Annotated in this window: 14 protein-coding genes; 6 read left to right on the top strand and 8 right to left on the bottom strand. The window is 65.5% G+C overall.

What is annotated here, in order from left to right; all coding sequences use genetic code 11:
- Nucleotides 1-13: 13 nt before the first annotated feature.
- From QRN25_RS04175 to QRN25_RS04165, 3 genes are read right to left on the bottom strand one after another with little or no spacing between them, the layout of a single operon-like run.
- On the bottom strand, nucleotides 14-1,627 hold the full coding sequence (locus QRN25_RS04175; RefSeq protein WP_285017613.1) for a GMC family oxidoreductase: 1,614 nt from the start codon (nucleotides 1,625-1,627) through the stop codon (nucleotides 14-16).
- A gap of 11 nt (nucleotides 1,628-1,638) precedes the next feature.
- Nucleotides 1,639-2,940: an MFS transporter gene (locus QRN25_RS04170; RefSeq protein WP_285017612.1), complete on the bottom strand. Its 1,302-nt coding sequence runs from the start codon at nucleotides 2,938-2,940 to the stop codon at nucleotides 1,639-1,641.
- Complete coding sequence (locus QRN25_RS04165) at nucleotides 2,937-3,887, bottom strand: sugar phosphate isomerase/epimerase family protein (protein WP_285017611.1); 951 nt, start codon at nucleotides 3,885-3,887, stop codon at nucleotides 2,937-2,939. The genes QRN25_RS04170 and QRN25_RS04165 overlap by 4 nt, the downstream gene beginning before the upstream one ends.
- Before the next feature lie 212 nt (nucleotides 3,888-4,099).
- Here QRN25_RS04165 and QRN25_RS04160 point away from each other — a divergent pair, with 212 nt between their 5' ends.
- Together QRN25_RS04160 and QRN25_RS04155 are read left to right on the top strand one after the other, a co-directional pair.
- Complete coding sequence (locus QRN25_RS04160) at nucleotides 4,100-5,218, top strand: Gfo/Idh/MocA family protein (RefSeq protein ID WP_285017609.1); 1,119 nt, start codon at nucleotides 4,100-4,102, stop codon at nucleotides 5,216-5,218.
- Nucleotides 5,219-5,242: 24 nt separating this feature from the next.
- Complete coding sequence (locus QRN25_RS04155) at nucleotides 5,243-6,295, top strand: sugar phosphate isomerase/epimerase family protein (protein WP_271182799.1); 1,053 nt, start codon at nucleotides 5,243-5,245, stop codon at nucleotides 6,293-6,295.
- Between the two features lie 250 nt (nucleotides 6,296-6,545).
- Here QRN25_RS04155 and treF read toward each other — a convergent pair whose 3' ends face one another.
- On the bottom strand, nucleotides 6,546-8,150 hold the full coding sequence (gene treF, locus QRN25_RS04150; protein WP_285017608.1) for an alpha,alpha-trehalase TreF: 1,605 nt from the start codon (nucleotides 8,148-8,150) through the stop codon (nucleotides 6,546-6,548).
- 416 nt (nucleotides 8,151-8,566) lie between these two features.
- Between treF and QRN25_RS04145 the strand changes: the two genes are divergently transcribed.
- Together QRN25_RS04145 and QRN25_RS04140 are read left to right on the top strand one after the other, a co-directional pair.
- Nucleotides 8,567-10,975, top strand: coding sequence for a TonB-dependent receptor (locus QRN25_RS04145; protein WP_285017607.1), 2,409 nt, complete (start codon nucleotides 8,567-8,569; stop codon nucleotides 10,973-10,975).
- Between the two features lie 34 nt (nucleotides 10,976-11,009).
- A complete protein-coding gene (locus tag QRN25_RS04140) occupies nucleotides 11,010-11,906 on the top strand; it encodes a ribokinase (RefSeq protein WP_285017605.1) in 897 nt (298 codons plus the stop codon).
- 125 nt (nucleotides 11,907-12,031) lie between these two features.
- Here the strand turns inward: QRN25_RS04140 and QRN25_RS04135 are convergent, their stop codons facing one another.
- The 3 genes from QRN25_RS04135 to QRN25_RS04125 all read right to left on the bottom strand — a co-directional run bounded on the left by QRN25_RS04135 (nucleotide 12,032) and on the right by QRN25_RS04125 (nucleotide 15,168).
- Nucleotides 12,032-13,252 (bottom strand): MFS transporter, encoded by a 1,221-nt coding sequence (locus QRN25_RS04135; protein WP_285017604.1) that lies wholly within the window; start codon nucleotides 13,250-13,252, stop codon nucleotides 12,032-12,034.
- 160 nt (nucleotides 13,253-13,412) lie between these two features.
- On the bottom strand, nucleotides 13,413-14,048 hold the full coding sequence (locus QRN25_RS04130) for a cysteine hydrolase family protein (RefSeq protein ID WP_285017603.1): 636 nt from the start codon (nucleotides 14,046-14,048) through the stop codon (nucleotides 13,413-13,415).
- Nucleotides 14,041-15,168, bottom strand: a complete 1,128-nt coding sequence (locus QRN25_RS04125) for an LLM class flavin-dependent oxidoreductase (protein WP_285017602.1) — start codon at nucleotides 15,166-15,168, stop codon at nucleotides 14,041-14,043. The genes QRN25_RS04130 and QRN25_RS04125 overlap by 8 nt, the downstream gene beginning before the upstream one ends.
- A 168-nt stretch (nucleotides 15,169-15,336) precedes the next feature.
- Here QRN25_RS04125 and QRN25_RS04120 point away from each other — a divergent pair, with 168 nt between their 5' ends.
- The gene (locus QRN25_RS04120; protein WP_285017601.1) at nucleotides 15,337-16,161 is read left to right on the top strand and encodes an oxidoreductase; all 825 of its coding nucleotides are present in this window, start codon (nucleotides 15,337-15,339) and stop codon (nucleotides 16,159-16,161) included.
- A gap of 282 nt (nucleotides 16,162-16,443) precedes the next feature.
- Nucleotides 16,444-16,962: an energy transducer TonB family protein gene (locus tag QRN25_RS04115; RefSeq protein ID WP_285017600.1), complete on the top strand. Its 519-nt coding sequence runs from the start codon at nucleotides 16,444-16,446 to the stop codon at nucleotides 16,960-16,962.
- A 56-nt stretch (nucleotides 16,963-17,018) separates the two neighbouring features.
- Here the strand turns inward: QRN25_RS04115 and QRN25_RS04110 are convergent, their stop codons facing one another.
- Entirely contained in the window at nucleotides 17,019-19,325 is a 2,307-nt protein-coding gene (locus QRN25_RS04110; protein WP_285017598.1) for an acetamidase/formamidase family protein, read from the bottom strand.
- Nucleotides 19,326-19,389 lie beyond the last annotated feature (64 nt).

Genomic DNA, 19,389 nt, shown 5'->3' with positions numbered 1-19,389 from the left:
TGCGCAACTTTCGTCACGCCCCCGCAATCACCTCCGCCGCGCGCCACGCGAAGGCCATCGCCGGACCGTTGGTGTTGCCCGAGATGCCGGTCGGCATCGCCGAGCAGTCCGCCACGTAGAGGCCCGACACACCGTGGACCCGCAGCCCCGCGTCGACGACACCGTCTTCAGCCGAACCCATGCGGCAGGTGCCGGTGCCGTGGAGGCCGGTCGAGACCATCCAGTTCGCGGCCTGCTGGATTTCCTCATCGGTCTGGATCGAGGGACCGGGCACGGTCTCGGCGCCGATATAAGGGGCGAGCGCGGACTGGCTCATGATCTCGCGCACCTTGTGGATCGCGCGCAGGATCGTGGCGCGGTCCTCGGGCGCGGCGAACCAGTTCGGCACGAGGCGCGGCGGGGCGGCGGGGTCGGTGCTCGCCAGTTCGACGTAGCCGTGGCTATTGGGGCGCAGGCAGAAGGCGGTGGCGGTGATCCCGGGGACGGCCTCGGTCTGGCCGCGCCCGGCCTCGGGCTTGTCGTCCTCGGACGACGCCATGGAATAGGGCGAGATGCCGAGTTGCAGGTCGGGCCAGTCCTTGTCCGCCTCCAGCGAGGCCATGACCGAGACTTCCGGCAGCAGCGAGGCCATCAGACCCTTGCCGGTGAGGATGTAGCGCAGGCCATGCCAGTAGGCGCGCCAGCCGCGGAACTCGTGGTTGAGGCCGCGCGCCTTGTTCAGCCGCCACGACAAGGCGACCATCATGTGCTCGTTCATGTTGCGGCCGACGTGCGGGTTCTCATGCACCACATCGATGCCGTGGCGGGCGAGAACGTCGGCGGGGCCGATGCCGGAAAGCTGGAGCAACTTGGGGGTCTGTAGCACGCCCGCCGTCAGGATCGTGCGGCCTGCGGTGAAGGCGATGTCCTTACCATCGATTTCGGCGAGGACGCCGGTGGCCTGCTTGCCCGCGAACGTAACGCGGCGCACCAGCGCGCCCGTCAGGATGGTGAGGTTGGGGCGCTTGGCCGCGGCCTTGAGGAAGGCGGTATAGGCTGTGACGCGATTACCGCGCGGGTCCACGGTCTGCTGCGTGCGACCCGCGACTTCGGTGCCGGGCGTATTGACGTCGTCGAGGACGGGAATGCCCGCCTCGCGCGCCGCCTGCAGGATCGCGCCGGTCAGGACCGGGTCGCCCTCGGGCACTTCGGTGACTTCGAGCGGGCCACGCTTGCCCCGGCGGCCGTAGCTTTTGCCGTGGTAGTTCTCGAGTTCCTCGTAGCAGCGCTCGATCTCGGCCCAGTTCCAGCCGGCGTTGCCCTGCGCTTCCCATGCGTCGTAGTCGCGGGGCTGGCCGCGGAAGTACCACGTGCCGTTGACCGCACTCGAACCGCCGAGGCCCTTGCCGTAGAACCAGGTTTCACCGGCGGGGCGCTCGCCTTGCTGCTCGGCGGGGAAGGGCCAGTACCACTTGGGCTTGGTCCAGATCTTGATCATGCCGCGCGGCATGCGGACCATCAGTTCCTCGTTGCGGCCGCCCGCTTCGAGGAGGAGCACCTGGCTTTTGCCGTCGGCGCTCAGGCGCTCGGCGAGGACGCAACCGGCGCTGCCCGCGCCGACGATGATGTAATCGAACTCAGTGCGCATGCTCGGGGCTCTCAAGCGTTCTTGTAGGCAGGAAGGAAGCGGAACAGGATGAGCGAGAGGCCCATCGCCACATAGCTGGCGGCAGGCAGCCAGACGTGGCCGGCCATGACGGCGGTGACCACCTCGGGCGTGACCGGCGCCTTGGCGTCATAGGCGGCAAGGCTGAGGAACCACGCGCCTGCCGCGCCGCCCACACTCATGCCCAGCTTCACGCCGAAGCTGGAGGCGGCGAACAGGAAGCCCTGCGCGCGGTAGCCCGATTTCCACGCGCCGTAGTCCACCGCGTCGGCCATCAGCGAGAACAGCAGGCCGCCGATCAGGCCCTGTCCGATGTAGGCCACGCAGTTGGTCGCGATCAGCCAGGTATGGTCGTTGGAGAGCGGCATGATCGCGGTGAAGATCGTCGCCACGGCGGCGCCGATCGCGCCGGTCATGCGCTTGCCGATGGCGTTGGCGCATACGCCCGCAAGGCCGGTGCCGACCAGAACGGCGAGCATCGTCAGCATCAGGGTCGAGGTGAACTCCGCCTCGCCCAGCACGCTCTGCGCGAAGTAAACGAAGGACTGGATATGGCCGGTGAAGCCGATCCAGAAGAAGAAGTTCACCAGCATCGTCGCGATCCAGGGCCAGTTGCCCTTCGTCGCTTGCAGCGACTGTGCGGTGGTGAGTTTGGCGACGGAATGGTCGACCTCGACCCGCTCGCGCGTGTTGGCGAAGGCATTGAGCATGCAGACCAGCGTGATCGCGCCGGTGATCGCGGCGAGGACTAGAAAACCGTGCGCCTCGTCCCCATTACTGAAGCTCTTGACCAGCGGCAGCGCGGCGTAGCCGATGCCGACCGTGGCCGAGGAACCGATGAACTCGCGCAGGGCGTTGACGGTGTTGCGCTGCTTGGGGTCGCGGGTCAGCGTCGGCAGCATGGAATTCAGCGGCAGGCTGACGGCGGAATAGAGAATGCCCATCAGCGTATAGGTGGCGAAGATGAAGGCAATCTTCTGCCAGCCCTCCAGCGGCGGTGCCCAGAACACGATGGCGCCGCAGACCGCGAAGGGTACGGCGAGCCATAGGAGGAACGGTCGATGTTTGCCCCAGCGCGTTTCGGTGCGGTCGATCAGCAGGCCCATCATCGGGTCGAACACGGCATCCACGCAGCGCGCGATCAGGAACAGCGAGGCGACCGTGCCCGCGCTGACGCCGTAGACGTCGGTGTAGAAGTAGAGCAGGTAGGCATTGGTCATGCCGAACGGCAGGTTGATGCCGAAGTTGCCCAGCGCGTAGCTGAGCTTCTCGCGCCAGGTCAGCGCGCCGTTCACGCAGCGGTCTCGTTGGAAAGGCGGTCCAGCACTTCGCCGGCGAAAGCCAGCGACTTGCGGGTTTCGGTCAGAGGATCCGGCACGGCGTCGATCTCCAGGATGGCCCACTTCTGGTCGGCCTTCGATAGCATGAGCTTGGCCCAGCCGTCGAAATCCACAGTTCCCTCGCCGATCGCGCAGAAATATTCGCGGTGGGCGTGATGGATGCCGTGGTCGATCGGGATGTTGATCGGCATCGCGCTCTTGGCGTCCTTCCAGTGCGCGGTGACGACACGCTCGATATGACGCGCGACGACGGTGACCGGATCGCCGCCCGAAAGCAGGATGTGTGCGCTGTCGGGGCAGAAGCCGACGTAGACCGGATCGGTCAGCATCAGCAGCAGGTCGATGTCGCGTGGCTGGCAGAAGGTGGAATGCGCCTCGGTGTGGAGGGCGAGGCGTACGCCGTGCCGCAGCGTCAGCGCGCCGAGGCGGTTGCAGAAGTCGGCCGCCTTGCGGGCGAATTCCATGTCGACGAAGACCGGCGGCTCGGCGTTCCAGCTGGTGCGCATGGGCAGGCCCATGACCATGATGTCGGAGCCCCAGGCGGCAAGCGCCTTCACCGATTCCTCGGCGCTGTCCAGCCAGCGGGCCTCGGTCTGCGCATCGCCCACGCCGCCCTCGATGGCGACGTCGGCGAAAAAGCCGCTGGCGATGGCGAGGCCGCGACGGTCAAGCTCGTCCCTGGCCGCTTCGATCGAACCATAGGCGGCGATCAGGCCTTCCGGGCCGAAAGGGGAGAAGGTGAGTTCGATGCCGGTGACGCCGCTTTGCGCCAGCGTGTCGAGCATGCGGTCCCAGAAGGCGCGCGGTTGTTCACGGCCGAAGGTGATGACCTCCTGCTCATTCGCCATCCCCCAGAAACCGGGATGGAAGAACGTGATGAGATCGACGCCGAACGACAGCATTTAGATAGATACCTCAGCCTGCGACGGCGCACCGGCCATTGCCGCGCACCCTCAATGTAAACCTTTTCTTTCATTAAAAAGGCCCAATTCTCGCATGTTGTCAAGCGATGGGTGAGCCGGGCTTGCGTGAATGGCGGATTTCCGCGTAAACGATCTGTGGTATCGTTTTCATTAAGTGGGCAAACCGAGCCTGCATACGGGAAAGGAACGTTGTGTCTGATCGCATTCGCATGGGCCTGATCGGCGGTGGTCCGGGCTCCTTCATCGGCCCGGTCCACCGAATCGCGGCGGAACTCGACGGAGAGATCGCGCTGGTGGCAGGAGCCTTCAGCCGCGATGCGCAGCGTAGCGCGGAAGCCGGACGCGGCTACGGCATTACGCCCGAACGCGCCTATCCCTCGGTCGAGGCGATGCTGGAAGCGGAGGCGCAGCGGGAGGATGGAATCCAGTTCGTCACTATCGCCTCGCCGAACTTCCATCATCTGCCGGCTGCCCGCGCGGCTATCGCCGCAGGGGTCGCGGTGATGAGCGACAAGCCGATGACCGCGACGCTGGCCGAAGCGCGTGAACTGGCGACGCTGCTTGCTGCAACCCCGGTGCCTTACGGGCTGACTTATACCTATTCGGGTTACCCGCTGGTGCGTGAGATGCGCGAGCGTATCGCTGCCGGTGCGATCGGGGCGGTGCGCAAGGTCGTGGTCGAATACAACCAGGGCTGGCTCGCCGGAGAAGGCGAGGGCAAGCAGGCGGAATGGCGCCTCGACCCGGCGCGTTCAGGTGAGGGCGGATGCATCGCCGACATCGGCGTCCACGCCTTCCACCTTGCCGAGTTCGTCACCGGCCTGCGGGTTAACCGCATCAATGCCGACCTTGGCAGCGTAGTGCCGGGCCGTCTGCTCGACGACGATTGCCAGATGTTCCTGCGCTTCGAGAGCGGGGCACGGGGCTTGCTCATGGCCTCGCAGATCATGACGGGTGAAGGCAACGATCTCGCCATCCGCATCTACGGCGAGAAGGGCGCCTGTCGCTGGAGCCAGGAGAACCCGAACCGCCTCGAATGGCTGCGCGGTGACGGAGGCATGGAAATCGTGCGAGCTGGCGACCCGTCGCTGTCCGAAGTGGCCCGGCGCGGGACGCGCCTGCCCGGTGGTCACCCGGAAGGGCTCCTCGAATCGCTCGCCAATCTCTATCGGGACTTTGCAATGCAGTTGCGCGGGCAGGCGGGGTCACTCGTTCCGGGCGTCGAGGATGGTTTGCGCGGAATGGCACTCGTTGCCGCTGCCGTCGCCGCCAGTCGCGACGAGCGGGGCTGGGTCGATTTCACGGTCTGATACGAGAAAAGAGGTTCGCAGGACATGAAGACCATCAAGGGGCCGGGCATCTTCCTTGCCCAGTTCGCCGGTAACGACGAGCCGTTCAATTCGCTCGATTCGATTGCTGCCTGGGCCGCCTCGCTCGGTTACAAGGGCGTGCAGGTGCCGAGCAACGACGCGCGGCTGTTCGACCTCGAGAAGGCGGCGGAGAGCCAGGACTACTGCGACGAGGTGCTGGGCATCCTCGGCCAGCATGGTCTGGCCCTGACCGAACTGTCCACGCATATCCAGGGGCAGCTCGTTGCGGTTCACCCCGCCTACGATGCGGCGTTCGACGCTTTCGCTCCCGAGGCGGTGCGCGGCAATCCGGGCGCGCGGCAGGAATGGGCGGTGAACCAGATGCATCTGGCGGCAAAGGCCAGCGAGCGCCTTGGCCTGACGACACAGGCGAGTTTCTCGGGCGCGCTGGCATGGCCATACTTCTACGCATGGCCGCAGCGACCGGCTGCGCTGGTCGATGAGGCTTTCGCCGAACTCGCGCGCCGGTGGCAGCCGATCCTTGATCGCTTCGACGAATGCGGCGTGGACATCGGCTTCGAACTGCACCCCGGCGAGGACCTGCACGATGGCGTAACCTTCGAGCGCTTCCTCGAGGCGACCGGCAATCACCCGCGTGCCAACATCCTCTACGACCCCAGCCACATGGTCCTCCAGCAGATGGACTACCTGGGTTTTCTCGACGTCTATCACGAGCGCGTGAAGTGCTTCCACGTCAAGGATGCCGAGTTCCGTCCCTCACCCAAGGCGGGCGTCTATGGCGGCTATCAGGGCTGGGTCGAGCGTCCGGGCCGGTTCCGCTCGCTCGGCGATGGGCAGGTCGATTTCGGCGCCATCTTCGCGAAGATGGCGCAGTACGACTTCGCCGGCTGGGCGGTGCTCGAATGGGAATGCGCGCTCAAGCATCCGCAGGTCGGGGCCGCGGAAGGCGCGCCCTTCATCGAAAAGCATATCATCCGCGTTACCGAACATGCCTTCGACGACTTTGCTGGCGGCGATGGCGCGCTGCCGGATTTCCGCCGGATGGGAATGGCCTGACACATATGGCTGCCTGAGAATCGGAAACCCCGGGAGTGCGGAAGCTCCCGGGGTTTCTCTTTTACCGTCTGCGGTTGCGACCCGAGAAGGCTTTGCGCTTGTCCGGCACAGGCGGCGGAGGGAGGAGATCACCGCCTGGCTACAAAAAGGCCCCTCAGGACCACGCATGAATCGCCTTGTAGATGTAAACGATAACATTTGCAAGCTGTACGAAAGAACAGCGAGTCCCGAAACGGCGCAATTGCCACTGTTATCGTTCACCGCCGGAGTTTGGGGCGCATGTCCTCAAAGTCATGCCGGGTACAAGTGACGGATAGCGTTCGAGAATCGCCGCCGTGACACCATTTGTCCAGCCGAACCCGTCCTGCAACGGGTACTCGCCGCCGCCGCCCGCGCGGCGCTCTTCTACATCGTATTTCTCCAGCATCTTTCCGGTTTCGAGGTACGTGCAGTTCACCGTGCCAAGCCAGCGCGCGGCGACGTCCTTTGCGAGCGCCTCCTGCCCGTTGCGATTGAGTCCTTCCAGCGCGACCCACTGCAGCGGTGCCCAGCCGTTGGGAGCATCCCACTGTTGGCCGGTGTGCCGAATCGTCGTTCGGATGCCGCCTTCGCCAAGCAGCGCGCGCCGCGTGGTTGCGGCGATGGCCGTGGTCTGCGCGGGGGACGCCATGCCGACGAAGAGCGGAAACAGCGTGGCGGACGACTGGACGCTGCCTGGCGTGCTCTCGTCGAGAAGCCAGTCGGCGAACCGCCGCTGGCGGCTCTGCCACATGTATCTGTCGATGGCGCCTTTGCGCGCTGCGGCCCGCTGGAAGAATTCGCGCGTGCAGGGCTGATCGCCTGCCTGTTTGCAGCCTTTCTCGATACGCTTCTCCATCGCCCACATCAGAGCGTTGAGATCGACCGGCACCACCCGCGTGGTGCGAATGGTCGCCAGGTCCTGCGGGTCGGAGAGCCAGCGCGAACTGAAGTCCCACCCGCTTTCCGCGCCCGCCCGCAGGTCACGGTAGACTTCGGCGGCAGGCCGTGCGGAGGCCTTGGCAGTGGCGCGGTCCTCTGCGAAGGATTCGTCGCGCGGCGTATCGCGGTCATCCCAGTAGCGGTTGAGCACGCTGCCGTCGGGCATGCGCACCACCCGCTCGCACGCTTTCGCCGCACGGGCACAGCTTTCGCCGGCCATCCAGTAGGCATGCTCCTTGCGCAAGGCCGCGAGACGCCGGGCGCGCACGGTGCCGTCGGTCTGTTTCGAGAGGTCCAGCATGAGCGCGAAGAACGGCGGCTGCGAACGGCTGAGGTAGTAAGTGCGGGTGCCGTTGGGAATATGGCCGAAGCGCTCGATCAGGCTGGCGAAGTCGTCGATCATCCCCTCGACCAGATCGTCGCGGCCATCGGCGACGAGGCCCAGCATCGTGAAGTAGGAATCCCAGTAGTAGATCTCACGGAACCGCCCGCCCGGCACGACGTAAGGCGACGGAAGCGCGATCGCCGAACTTGCGGGCGGCGGCGTGACCGCGTCGCGCGAAAGCTGCGGCCACAATGCCCTTATGTGTTCGCGCAAGGGGGGCAGCGGCTTGTCGTTGACACCGGGGACCGTGAAGTTGTCGAGCACGAAATAGCGCAGGTCGGTCGGAGAGGTCGGCGGCTTCGCCGCGTACTCCGCCATGATCGCGTCGGGTGCGCGCCTGGGCACGGCGTCGGCGAACGTCTTGCCGTCCTCGAAGACGTGGCCTTCCTGCACCGCGGCGAAAAGGTCCCCGAACTGGTCGGCGGGGGAGGGCTGGGTATTGGCGGTCAGGGCGAAGGCCAGGAATGATATGCCCCAGCCCGCGCAAAGGGTGCGTACCCTGCTGCTCACGAAACGTATTCCGGCAATTGACTTCCCCTCTGGCCGTGCTCTTGGCAGAGGCAACGGGTCAGACTGCACAGGGTTTCATGGGAATTGAGGCAATCCGCATCGCGGCCATCATCACGCGGGCGCCTTGCGGGCGGGTTCTTTGCGCATGATGCCCCGCCGTTTGATCGCGAGCGCACGCGGCCAGTTGTCGCTTGCGTCGGCGTGTGATTCGCCGAAGTTTCGACGGGCGGCCCACTCGCCCTACAATTCACGGTGGAGCAGGTCAGACAAAAGGTTCAGGGAAAAGCGCAAGCGACGAGTGCAGGGGTGAACCGGAACACCGGTCGGCGGCCCTTCGGGAATGGGGATCTTCGGCAGCGGAAAGGCGGTGCCAACGCGCGTACCCATGCGGTGCGCCTTCACAGATGGGGGTTATTGTGACCACGACTGCTCGATTCATGGGCGCCACCGGCGTCTCCGTCCTCGCATTGCTGGCAGCGACTTGTCCGGCTTCGGCACGGGCCGAAGCGGCGGACGCGGCGGCCGATACCGCAGCGGCGGCGGCTGAGGGCGGCGGCGGTCCGATCGGCGAGATCGTCGTCTCGGCGGAGCGCACCAACGTCACGCTCCAGAAGGCATCGCTGTCGGTCACGGCGGTCACCGACGATACGCTGAACAAGGCGAACATCACCGAAGTCACCGGGCTCAACGGCAGCGTGCCGGGCCTCGTCGTCGCCAAGAGCGGCGGCGGCGAGCGGATGATCTCGATCCGCGGCATCGGTTCGGAGACGCCGGAGAACCCCTCGACCCAGCCAGGCGTCTCGTTCCACGTCGACGGCGTCTACATCTTCAACTCGATCGCCGCGAACGCCGCCTTCATCGACGTTGCGCAGGTGGAAGTACTGCGCGGCCCGCAGGGCACGATGTACGGGCAGGGCTCGACCGGCGGCACCATCAACGTCGTGTCGAAGCAGCCCGACGCCTCGGCGCTGTCCGGCTCGGCGAATGTCGGTTACGGCAACTATAACATGCTCAAGGCGGATGCCGCGATCAATGTGCCGATCACCGATACGCTGGCGATCCGTGCGGCCGGGCAGCGCCTGCGCCATGACGGCTATGCCAAGGCCACTGACGTCGCCGGCCAGCCCGGTTACGAACTCGACGACGCCGATGAATGGGGCGGCAAGCTGGCCGTCAAGTGGACCCCGACCGACCGCGTCTCGGTGCTGCTCTCGACCATCCAGTACAAGGGCGACCAGAACGCGACCGCGCAGAAGAACGTCCTCGACCCCAATCCGGACCCGCGCGAACTGACGCAGGATTTTCCGGGCAAGACCTATATCCGCACCCAGCTCTATTACGGCGTGGTCAAGTTCGACCTGGGCGGCGCAACGTTCAGCTCGATCACCGGCTACCAGAAGCTGCACAGCGACCTGTCATGGGACGGCGACGGGCTGAACCCCGCACTGTTCCTGCAGGCCAGCGGCGGCTTCTACAACTACGATCACATCGCCACCTGGCAGCAGAACACCGCCTCCTGGACGCAGGAATACAACATCGCCTCGGACAACGAGGGGCCGTTCCGCTGGATCGTCGGCGGCGTCTACCTGCGCTCGAAGAACAAGAACTACATCAACGAATATCGCGACAACAAGGGCGACGGCCTCAACCCGCCGCTGTCCACGGGAACGCTGTTCAGTGATCCGCTGGTCGAAGCGATCACTTATGCCGAACTCTCGGCGATCACGCGTGAGGCCTATGCCGGGTATGCGCAAGGCAGTCTCGAACTGACGAACGCGCTGACGGTGACGGCGGGCATCCGCTACAATCACGACAAGTACAGCGGCGTCAGCGACAGCATGTCCGGCGGTACCAGCGGGCAGACTTCAGGGGCCTATCTCCAGCCTGCGCCGACCCTCGGCACCAGCACGGGGCGCCTCACCGGCAAGTTCGCGCTGGACTACCAGTTGACGCCCAGCAACATGATCTACGCAAGCTACACGCGCGGCTTCAAGCCGGGCGGCATCAACAGCGCGGCGGCGAGCGGGAACAGCTCCTACACCATTTTCGGCATGGAGACCGGCGTGAAGCCGACCTACAAGCCCGAGACCCTCGATTCCATCGAAGTCGGTTCGAAGAACCGCTTCTTCGGCGATACGCTGCAGATCAATGCCTCGGCGTTCTACTACTTCTACAAGGACCTGCAGTTCCTTGAGGAGGACGCGGTGCTGTTCGGCGAGGGCATCAGCAATGCCCCGAAGGCGGAAGTCTACGGCGCCGAACTGGAGATGGACTGGCACGCCACGCAGCACCTGCGGTTCGAGGGCTCGCTCTCGCTGCTGCACGGCAAGTTCACCGAGGACTATCTGGCGCTCAACGCCACGGCTGCCGACGCGGCACAGGTCGCGGCGGGCTACGGCGGCGTCGGCGGGTTCTTCGGCAACTTCTACGCGGCAACGATGGTGCGCGAAGCGGCGCGCGAGAACATCAATGGCAACAAGATCCCCAAGATGCCCTCGGTGCAGGGATCGGCGGCGGTCTCGTGGACGGGCGAAGTCGGCCCGGGCGAGTTCACCGCCCGCGCGCAGTACATCTATCGCGGCAAGTTCCAGTCGCGCGTGTTCAACACGCCGGGACAGGACGATACGCCCGACTACTCGCAGGTGAACCTGTTCGCGAGCTATGCTTTCGCAGATACCGGCATCAGTGTCTCGGCGACGGTGACCAACTTGTTCGACAAGAATGGCATCAACTCGCGCTTCACCGACCCTTACGGCAGCGGGCAGATTTCGGATACGTACATCCCGCCACGCCAGGCGCTCTTCTCGGTCGGGTACAAGTTCTGATAAATAGGGCGAGGGAGCCGATCCGGGAGTCAGCATGAGCGTCACGGTCTTCGGTTCCCTCAATCTCGACATAGCGCTGCGCCTGCCGGCGAAGGCCGCCTGGGGGCAGACCCTGCTGGTGGAGGACAGCGCGCAGGCGGTCGGCGGCAAGGGGCTCAACCAGGCGATAGCCTCGGCGCGGTTCGGATCGGTAACGCGCATGGCGGGAGCGGTCGGCGACGATGCGGCGGGGCGCCTGCTGCTGGAGGCGCTTGGCCGCGACGGCGTCGATACCGCGCATGTCGAGGTGCTGGCAGGGCAGGGCAGCGGTCGCGCCACGATCCTGATCGAACCCGGCGGCGACAACATGATCGCGGTCGAGGCCGGGGCCAACCTCCTGGCACGCGCCGAGGTCGCGCTCGGTGCGATCGACGCGGCGACGCGGGTGCTGCTCGTCCAGTTGGAAACCGATATCGACGCCATCGCCGCGCTGTTCGCCAGCGATGCGGCCGCGCATGTCCGCAGGATCGTCAACGCCGCTCCGGCCATCCCGGCGGGCGCGCGGCTGTTCGGCATGGCGGACATGATGATCTTCAACCAGACTGAGTTCGCCGACTACCTTGCGCTGGATCGCGAGCCGGAGACGCTCGACGATCTGCTCGTGGCACGCCGCCTCCTGGCGCGGCCGGATCAGACTGTTGTGGTGACGCTCGGCGCGCTGGGATCAGCGGCGATCGGGGTGGAGAGTGCGACGTTCGTGCCTGCGGTTCCGGCCGAGCGGGTCGTCGATACCAGCGGCGCCGGGGATTGCTTCTGCGGCGTGCTCGCCGCCTGCATCGATCAGGGCGTGGGTCTGGAAGCAGCGCTGCGACTGGCTAACGCTGCGGCGTCGCTCTCGGTAGGGTGCAGGGGTGCCGCGCCGTCGATGCCGCTAAGGTCGGAGATCGGGTAGAGTACGAAGACATCGGGTTGCCGCACCCTCACACTTCGTCATTGCGAGCGTAGCGAAGCAATCCAAGGCGGCTCAAGACTGCCCTGGATTGCTTCGCTACGCTCGCAATGACGATTTAAAGTTCCTTACTCCGCCGCCACGACCTGCACAGCCTGCACCCCGCGCTCGCCCGGCTTGCGCAGGATCGCGACAGCGCAGAACAGTACCGCACTCAGCACCGCAAGGCCGAGGAAGATGCCGGAGAAGCTGCCAGTCTGGTCCTTGACCGCGCCGCCCAGCGCCGGGCCGATCGCGGCCGAGGTCGATACCGCCATCATGATCGAATAGAGTTCCAGCGAAGCGCGTTGTCCGAAATAGGATTGCAGCAGCATGACGGTGCTGACGTAGCTGAAGCCCAGCCCACCGCCGAACGTCACCATCCACAGCATCAGCGAGATCGGTCCGTCGATCATCGCCAGCGTGGCGGCGGAGACTCCCAGGCACCCCAGCGAAACCATCGTCAACGTCCGCGCGCTGGTCTTCTCGCCCGCGATGCCCGCCAGTGCCGATCCGATCGCGCAGACCAGAGCCGCAAGGCTGATGAGCTGCGAGGCGCGGTCCTGCGCGATGCCGTGCTCCATCAAGTGCTGGTAGGCGAAACCGTGCGTGGTGGTGTTGATCGCGAGACACGCGGTATAGGCGAGGACCACCACCCAGAACTGCACGGTCCCGAGCGCGCGGCGCACGGTCCATTCGACAGGCGCATCCGGGGAGGTGGCCTGTTCCTCCGGCGGGGCGATATGCAGGCGTCCGGCGGTGAGGGTGCAAAAGCCCCCCACGACGACCGAGGCCACGGCGAAGAGCAGCCAGTAGAAGCGCCAGTCGAACCCGGCGCTCTGCGATCCGTACCACAGCAGCGGCCCGGCGACGGCGCCGAGGTTGCCGATCGTGAAGTAGAGCCCCAGCACCGTCGAGCGGCGCCGGAAACTGCTCGACAGGATATGCACGGCAGGCACGGTCCCGCAGAAGCAGTAGCCGATGCCGAGCAGCGTGGTGCCCAGATAGTAGCCCATCACGCCGGTCGAGGTGTAGAGCAGCCAGAAGGCCACGAACAGGATCACCGTCCCCGCCGCCAGCGTGCGCCCGATGCCGAGCTTGCGGATCGTCAGCGCGGGGGCGAGGCTGACGATCCCGCAAGCCGTGCCCAGCAGGGTGAAGCCGAAGCCCGCCTGCGCCCAGGTCATGCCGAACGCCTCGACCATCGAGGGCAGCACCATGCCCAGCGAGTTGAACGTCCCCGCCGAGAGCAGGAAGTACATCAGGCACAAAGCCTGAAGCACGATCATGACGAGCAGACGGGTGTTCATCTTGGTATGATCCCTGTGGCGGGGCGGGTGGAGGTGGCGGTGTTTCTCGGCACCGGCCACCGGCTGAGTACAATCATGCGTATCGACACAAGCGCGGTGCCGACACTTCTCTCCACGCTGAGCAAGATGGCATCCATGGCCCACGTCGTCGAGAGGGTGTTCATGCGCTCCACGCCGCCATGACCGCGTCGGTGGTCACCAGCAGCGAGGTATTCGCGGCCAGCGCCTTGAGCGCGTGGGCGTGAAGGTCCGGTTCGTAGGCGGCGCAGGCGTCGGACACCACGAACGTATGAAAGTCACGGTGAAAGGCGTCGCGCGTGGTGGAATCGACGCAGCACTCGGTGGTGAGGCCGGTCATCACCAACGTGTCGATCCCGCGCGCGCGAAGTTGCTGTTCCAGATCGGTGCCGTGAAAGCTGGAATAGACCAGCTTGGATATCTCGATATCGCCCGGCTGGGGGAACAGGCGATAGTAGTCCTCGCCGCCGCTGCCGATCCGGCAGATGCCTTCCTCGCCGGGCGTACCGCGCCGGGCCATCAGCGTTTTCAGCGCCTCGGAATCGGTTTCGGGGCGCGTCATCACGCGCATGAACGCTACCGTAACTCCGGCCGCGCGGGCGGCGGCGATGAGCATCTCGATCCGGTCGATCGCGGCCTCGGCCGGGGTGAGGTCGATGCCGAAGCGACCGATCAGGCCCTCGGGCGCGGCGAAGTCGACCTGCACGTCCACCACGATCAGGGCAGTGCGGGCGGGAGCGATCATCCCGGCGGGGTCGATGTGCGGCAAGTCAGCCATGCGCGGGTTCCATCCGGCTCGGGAAGCGCTCGCGCAAGATGGGTAGCACCTTTTCGCCGAAGGTCGGCAGCGCGGCATGATAGTCGGGGAAGATCAGCATCAGCCCGTCGAGCGAAGTCTTCTCGAAAATCTCCGACAGGCGCGCCGTCACCGTCTCCGGCGTGCCCAGTACGTGCGGGGTCATGAAGGTGGAGCGGGCCTTCTGGGTGAAGGCGTTTTCCTTGCCGATCTCGCTATCGAGGAAGCCGTAGGCACGCATCATGCCGTGGAGAGCTTCCTCGTCGAAACCGGCACGGAAATGAGCGGCGGTTTCCTCGGCGGCCTCGTCGGTGTCGCCGAACACCACGGTCATCATGGAGTACGTACGGATCTTCGCGCCGTGCCCGGCTGCTTCCGCCTTGGCGTCGGCGCTGGCTTTCGCCAGTTCCTCGACGTTGCCGCCCGAAAGGAACAGCGCGTCCATCTCGTTGGCAGTGAATTCGATGCCGACTTTCGAGGTTCCCGCACAGACGAGGAACGGCGGGGCCTGTGGCTTGGGGTTCGACATGCAGTCGTCGAGGGTGAAGTACTTGCCCTCCATCGTCACCGAATCCTGCGTCCACAGCGCCTTGATGCCCTTGATCCACTCGGTGGCGAGGACATAGCGCTCATCGTGGTCCACGCCCTCCGGCCAAGCGCCCATTTGCGAGAATTCGCCTTTATAAGACCCGGTCACCACGTTCAGCCCGGTGCGGCCATGGCTGATCTGATCGAGCGTGGCGATCATCTTGGCGGTGACGGCGGGGTTCTGCAGGATCGTGTGGACGGTCGCCCAGACTTTCACCCGGCTCGTCGCCTGCGCCAGCCCCGCCATCAGCATCGGCGAGTCCAGCGACGTGTTCCAGTGCTGCGTCTCGCCACCGTAGCCGCGGTACTTAGCCATCGCCATTATGAAATCGAGGCCGATGTCCTCGGCCAGCCGCGCGGCCTTGAGGTTATAGTCGTAGGACCCGTCGAGCGTGGGCGCGTTCTTCGACAGGATCCAGCCACCGTTCGCCATCGGCATGAAGATGCCGAGGTCGCGCCCTCCGGTGTCGGACGGGAGGCCGAAGCTCTCGGGACGCGGTTGGCTCTGGATCATCTGGCTCCCCTGCTCGTAAATCTTGGCCAAGGCTAGAATGGGGCGCGGCGGGGTTCTTGTCACCCTGCGCCCATGCTGTTGTCGCCGGTCAAGGCATCGGGCGCGAGGGGCATAGATGCGTCGGCGTGCTCGCGCTAGGTGCGCCGGGTATTCGTGAGGGAGTTCGACATGAGCAACTGGTTCATCACCGGCGTCAGCACCGGGCTCGGCCGCGCCATTGCGCAAGCCGCGCTGGACGCCGGGCATACCGTCGTCGGCACCGTGCGCAACGCCGATGCCGTCGCCGCCTTCGAGGCGATGGGGGAGAGGGCCATCGGCATGGTCCTCGACGTGACGGACCTCGGCGCGGTGAAGGCGGTGTTCGATGCGGCCGAGGAGCGCACCGGCGGCCTCGACGTGGTCGTGAATAACGCAGGCCTCGGCTATACCGGGGCCATCGAGGAAACGCCGATCGACGACGCGAAGGCGCTGTTCGACGTCAACGTCTGGGGTTCGCTGGCGGTGATCCAGGCTGCGCTGCCGCATTTGCGGGCGCGAAGGGCCGGTCACATCGTCAATGTCGGATCGATCAGTGGCATGGCCTGCTGGAACGGCACCGGCATCTACGGCGCCAGCAAGTTCGCGCTCGACTGCATCGGGAGGACGCTGGCTCAGGAGGTGGGGCCGCTCGGCATCAGGGTGACCAACGTGGCTCCAGGGGGCATGCGTACCGAGTTCGCCGCCTCGCGGCTCCTGGGGGCCGAGCCCTCGATCGCCGACTATGCCGGGACTGCGCACGTCGCGCGGCAGGTACTGACCGGCCATCACGGCGAGGAGCCGAGCGATCCGATGATGATTGCGCAAGCGATCGTGACGGCCATCGCCGCGCCGGAGCCGCCGCTGGTGTTGCTGCTGGGAGAGGATGCCTTGGGCTACGCCAAAGAGGAGTTCGCGATGCTCCAAGGACAATTCGACACCTGGATGCATCTGACGACGGCAGTGGCTGCAAAATAATCTCGGATGAGGGCGTTTCTGACAAGCCCTCGGCATGCACATGAAACCATGGCGATTTTGATGCTGGCGCTCGGCATATGCAGCAATGTCGAGGCAAAGTGATCTACACTAATTCGCGTTATGTGATCTGGTCGACTCTCAGCGTGCGTATTTTGATTTAATATTGACCCAGGGTTCGCGCAATAAACGAGTCGTTTTTCCTGAAAATATGTAAAATTGCGTCTTGCGCGCCATATATTGCTTGTCTGAGGTCGATGTGAGACGCATTGGGAGGGTACTCCAATGAACAGGCAGAAGTTTGTTGCAGCCGCTGTCGTGGGTCTTGCTTTGTGCGTAGCGCCGAGTGGCGGCCGGGCAGAAACCGAGACCGATACGCTTTCCGTCATTGCGCCGCCGAGCGTCCAGAACTGGTCGGAGAACGTGTTCCGACAATTCGAGCGTAAGGTCAGGTATCCGGCTCCGATGGGCACGATGCCGGCCAGCGAAGGCATCGTCGCCGTCAAGTTCAATTGCAGCGAAGACGGCGTGCCTTCACAAGTCCAACTCTACAAGACTTCGGGTCACGGCGACCTCGACCGCGCAACGGTGCGCGCGGTGGAGCGCATCGCCACGCTTCACCCGCTGCCGCGCGGGGTGGGGCATGACCAACAGTATATCGTGCGCGTTCTCTTCGCCAATTCGGAGGGTTATGCGCAAAGGAACATGACCCGGCTGCGCGAGGATGCTGCCCGCAGCAATGCATGGGTCGGCCGCAGCGGGGCGACCACGGCGATGCTGGAACTCGTCCCCCCGAACGGCTGACGCCGCGCCCCCCGCCTCGACCGTGCGCGCCGCCACCGGGGCGCACGGTCGCTGCTTCAGGCGGCGAACAGGCTCTTGCGGATCACCGCATGGACGCCCCAGTTGCCGTTGGCGACCTGGCTGATCCCGAAGTCCACCCCCACCGAGAGCAGCGAGATCGCCTCGTCCTCGGTAAGATCGCGCAGGGTCATCAGGAACCGCCGCGCTTTGCGAAACGCATCGCGCATCGCCGCGTCGATCGACGATTGCTTGTAGACCTCGCTCTGCGCGTTGGCGCCCAGTTCCTTGAGGTATTCCGGGTGCGAGAAGCCCAGGATCACCCATTCGTCCTTGGTTTCGATCAGCGGATAATCGATGTCGCGGATGTACTTGCGGCTGGTCTTGGCGGGGTGGAGAATGACCTGGATCACGGCCGTCATCGAGCATTCGATGGCGGTGCCGCACAGTTCGCTGTCGCCTTGGCTGGCATGGGGATCACCCATCGACAGCAGCCCGCCCGGCACCCCCACCGGCAGGAAGCAGCTCGACCCCGCCCCCAGCCGCCAGTTGTCGATATTGCCGCCGAAGTTGGCGGGCGGCACCGAATCGATCAGTTCCGAATGTGCGGGCGCCAGCGCGATCACCCCGAAGTGCGGGCGCACCGGGATCGTCACGTCGCGCAGCACGTCGAAGTTGCGGATGATGGTCTCGGGATCGACCGGCACGCCGGGATAGTCGTAGCGCTCGTGGACCACGCCCGAAGGGTCGGTCTGCGGGGTCCAGCGATAGGAGTAGACCGCCTGCGCGGTGGCGCGGCCGGGTTCGTTGTCGATCTCGTAGATCGTGATGACCTCGCGCTGCTTGGGCTCGGTCAGGAGGTCATTGTAGTGATAGCCCCAGTAGGCCGCGACGTTGGAGCCGAAGGCGCGCCCGGCGAACAGCGGGTTCTGGCTGGGGCGGTTCTCCATGTCGAGGATGCGGACCTCGATCACGTCGCCGGGGCGGGCGCCCTCGACCGCGATCGGCCCGGTGCAGATGTGGACGCCGAAACCCTCGCCGGGGCCGCGCCCCAGCGCCGAGGCGTCGAATGGACCGGCGCCGCGCCGCTCCACCGCCTTGCCCTCTGCGGTCCAGTGGAACACGGCTTCCGCGCCCGCATCGCCCTCGATCATGCGCTCGGCATCGTCGTTGGCGTGGTGGGTCAGCGTCTCGATCGTCACGTAGTCGCCCGAGCGGACTTCGAGCGCGGGTTGCAGCGAACGGCTGAAATAGCCCCAGTGGATCGTGTCCGGCCGTGCGGGCAGGAAGTGGTGGCGGCGCGATCTTGCGGCATCGTCGAGGCTGGGCAGTCCGCTGAGGACGCTGGGTGGCTCGCGGTTGTCCATGCGCACGTCGCGCGCCTTTTCGGGCCGTCCGCGGCGCGGGGTTTCGGCCGCGCTCGTCGCGATCTCGGGGGACTTGCGGTACTCGCGCGGGCTCATCCCGTACTGCTCGCGGAAGGCGCGGCTGAACGAGGCGCTGTCGTTGAAGCCCCACTGGAAAAGGATTTCCGAGATCGAGCGCTGCGCATGGAGCGGGCTGCCGAGATCGAGGCGGCAGCGCTCGAGGCGGCGCAGCTTCACGTAATGGCCGAAGCTTTCGCCGTGGCTCTCGAACAGCTTCTGCAGGTAGCGCGGCGAGATGTTGTGCTCGGCGGCGATCTGGTGGGTGTTGAGGTTGGGGTCGGAGAGCCGCATCTCGATCGACTGGAACACCCGCTCCAGGATCGCCGCGCGGCCGCCCGCCGCGCCGCCGAGTTGCTTGGCGGGGGCGCGGTCGAGCAAAGTGGCGGCGATCATTTCGGGCAGGGCCAGTTCGACCGGGCGGATCTGGTCGTCGGAAATGTCGAGGATGGTATCGGCGACGGTGCGCAGCAGGCTGGACATCATGCGGCCGACGGCGGTGTCGGCGATCAGGTCGCTGATCTCGGTCGGCAGCTGCGAGCGGGATTTGAGCGCGGGCAGGCTGTGCGGCACCTTGACGATCAGCAGGCGGAAATCGCCTTCCATGGCGATGCGGCAGCGGGTGTCGCCGCCGCCGTAGACCATGTCGCCCTCGCCAATTTCCACTTCCCGGTCCCCGCTCGACGCGGCGATGCGGCCTTCGAGCAGGAGGACGAGCCAGAAACAGCGCGCCTCTTGCGCGAAATCGAGGGTCATCGCCTGCGCGGTGCCGGTGCAGCGCACGAACTGGATCTTCTGCCCGCTGGTGAAGCTGACGAGGTCTCCGTAGATGTCCTCGTTCTCGGATTCGAGTTCCAGCGACACGCGCTGCAATGCGAAACGCCACGCCTGCAATCGCTGGTCATGGGGATAGGCATTGGTGGTCAAGCGCACGCCGGTCATGCCGGGAAATTCCTTCTTCGCGTCCCTGCCGTTCGACGCGCCGCGTCGCCGGCATTTCCCCATT

The sequence above is a fragment of the Novosphingobium sp. fls2-241-R2A-195 genome (assembly GCF_030209485.1).
Classification (GTDB): domain Bacteria; phylum Pseudomonadota; class Alphaproteobacteria; order Sphingomonadales; family Sphingomonadaceae; genus Novosphingobium; species Novosphingobium resinovorum.
The sequence above is the reverse complement of the archived record's forward strand: the minus strand, read 5'-3'. Positions and strand labels throughout refer to the sequence as shown.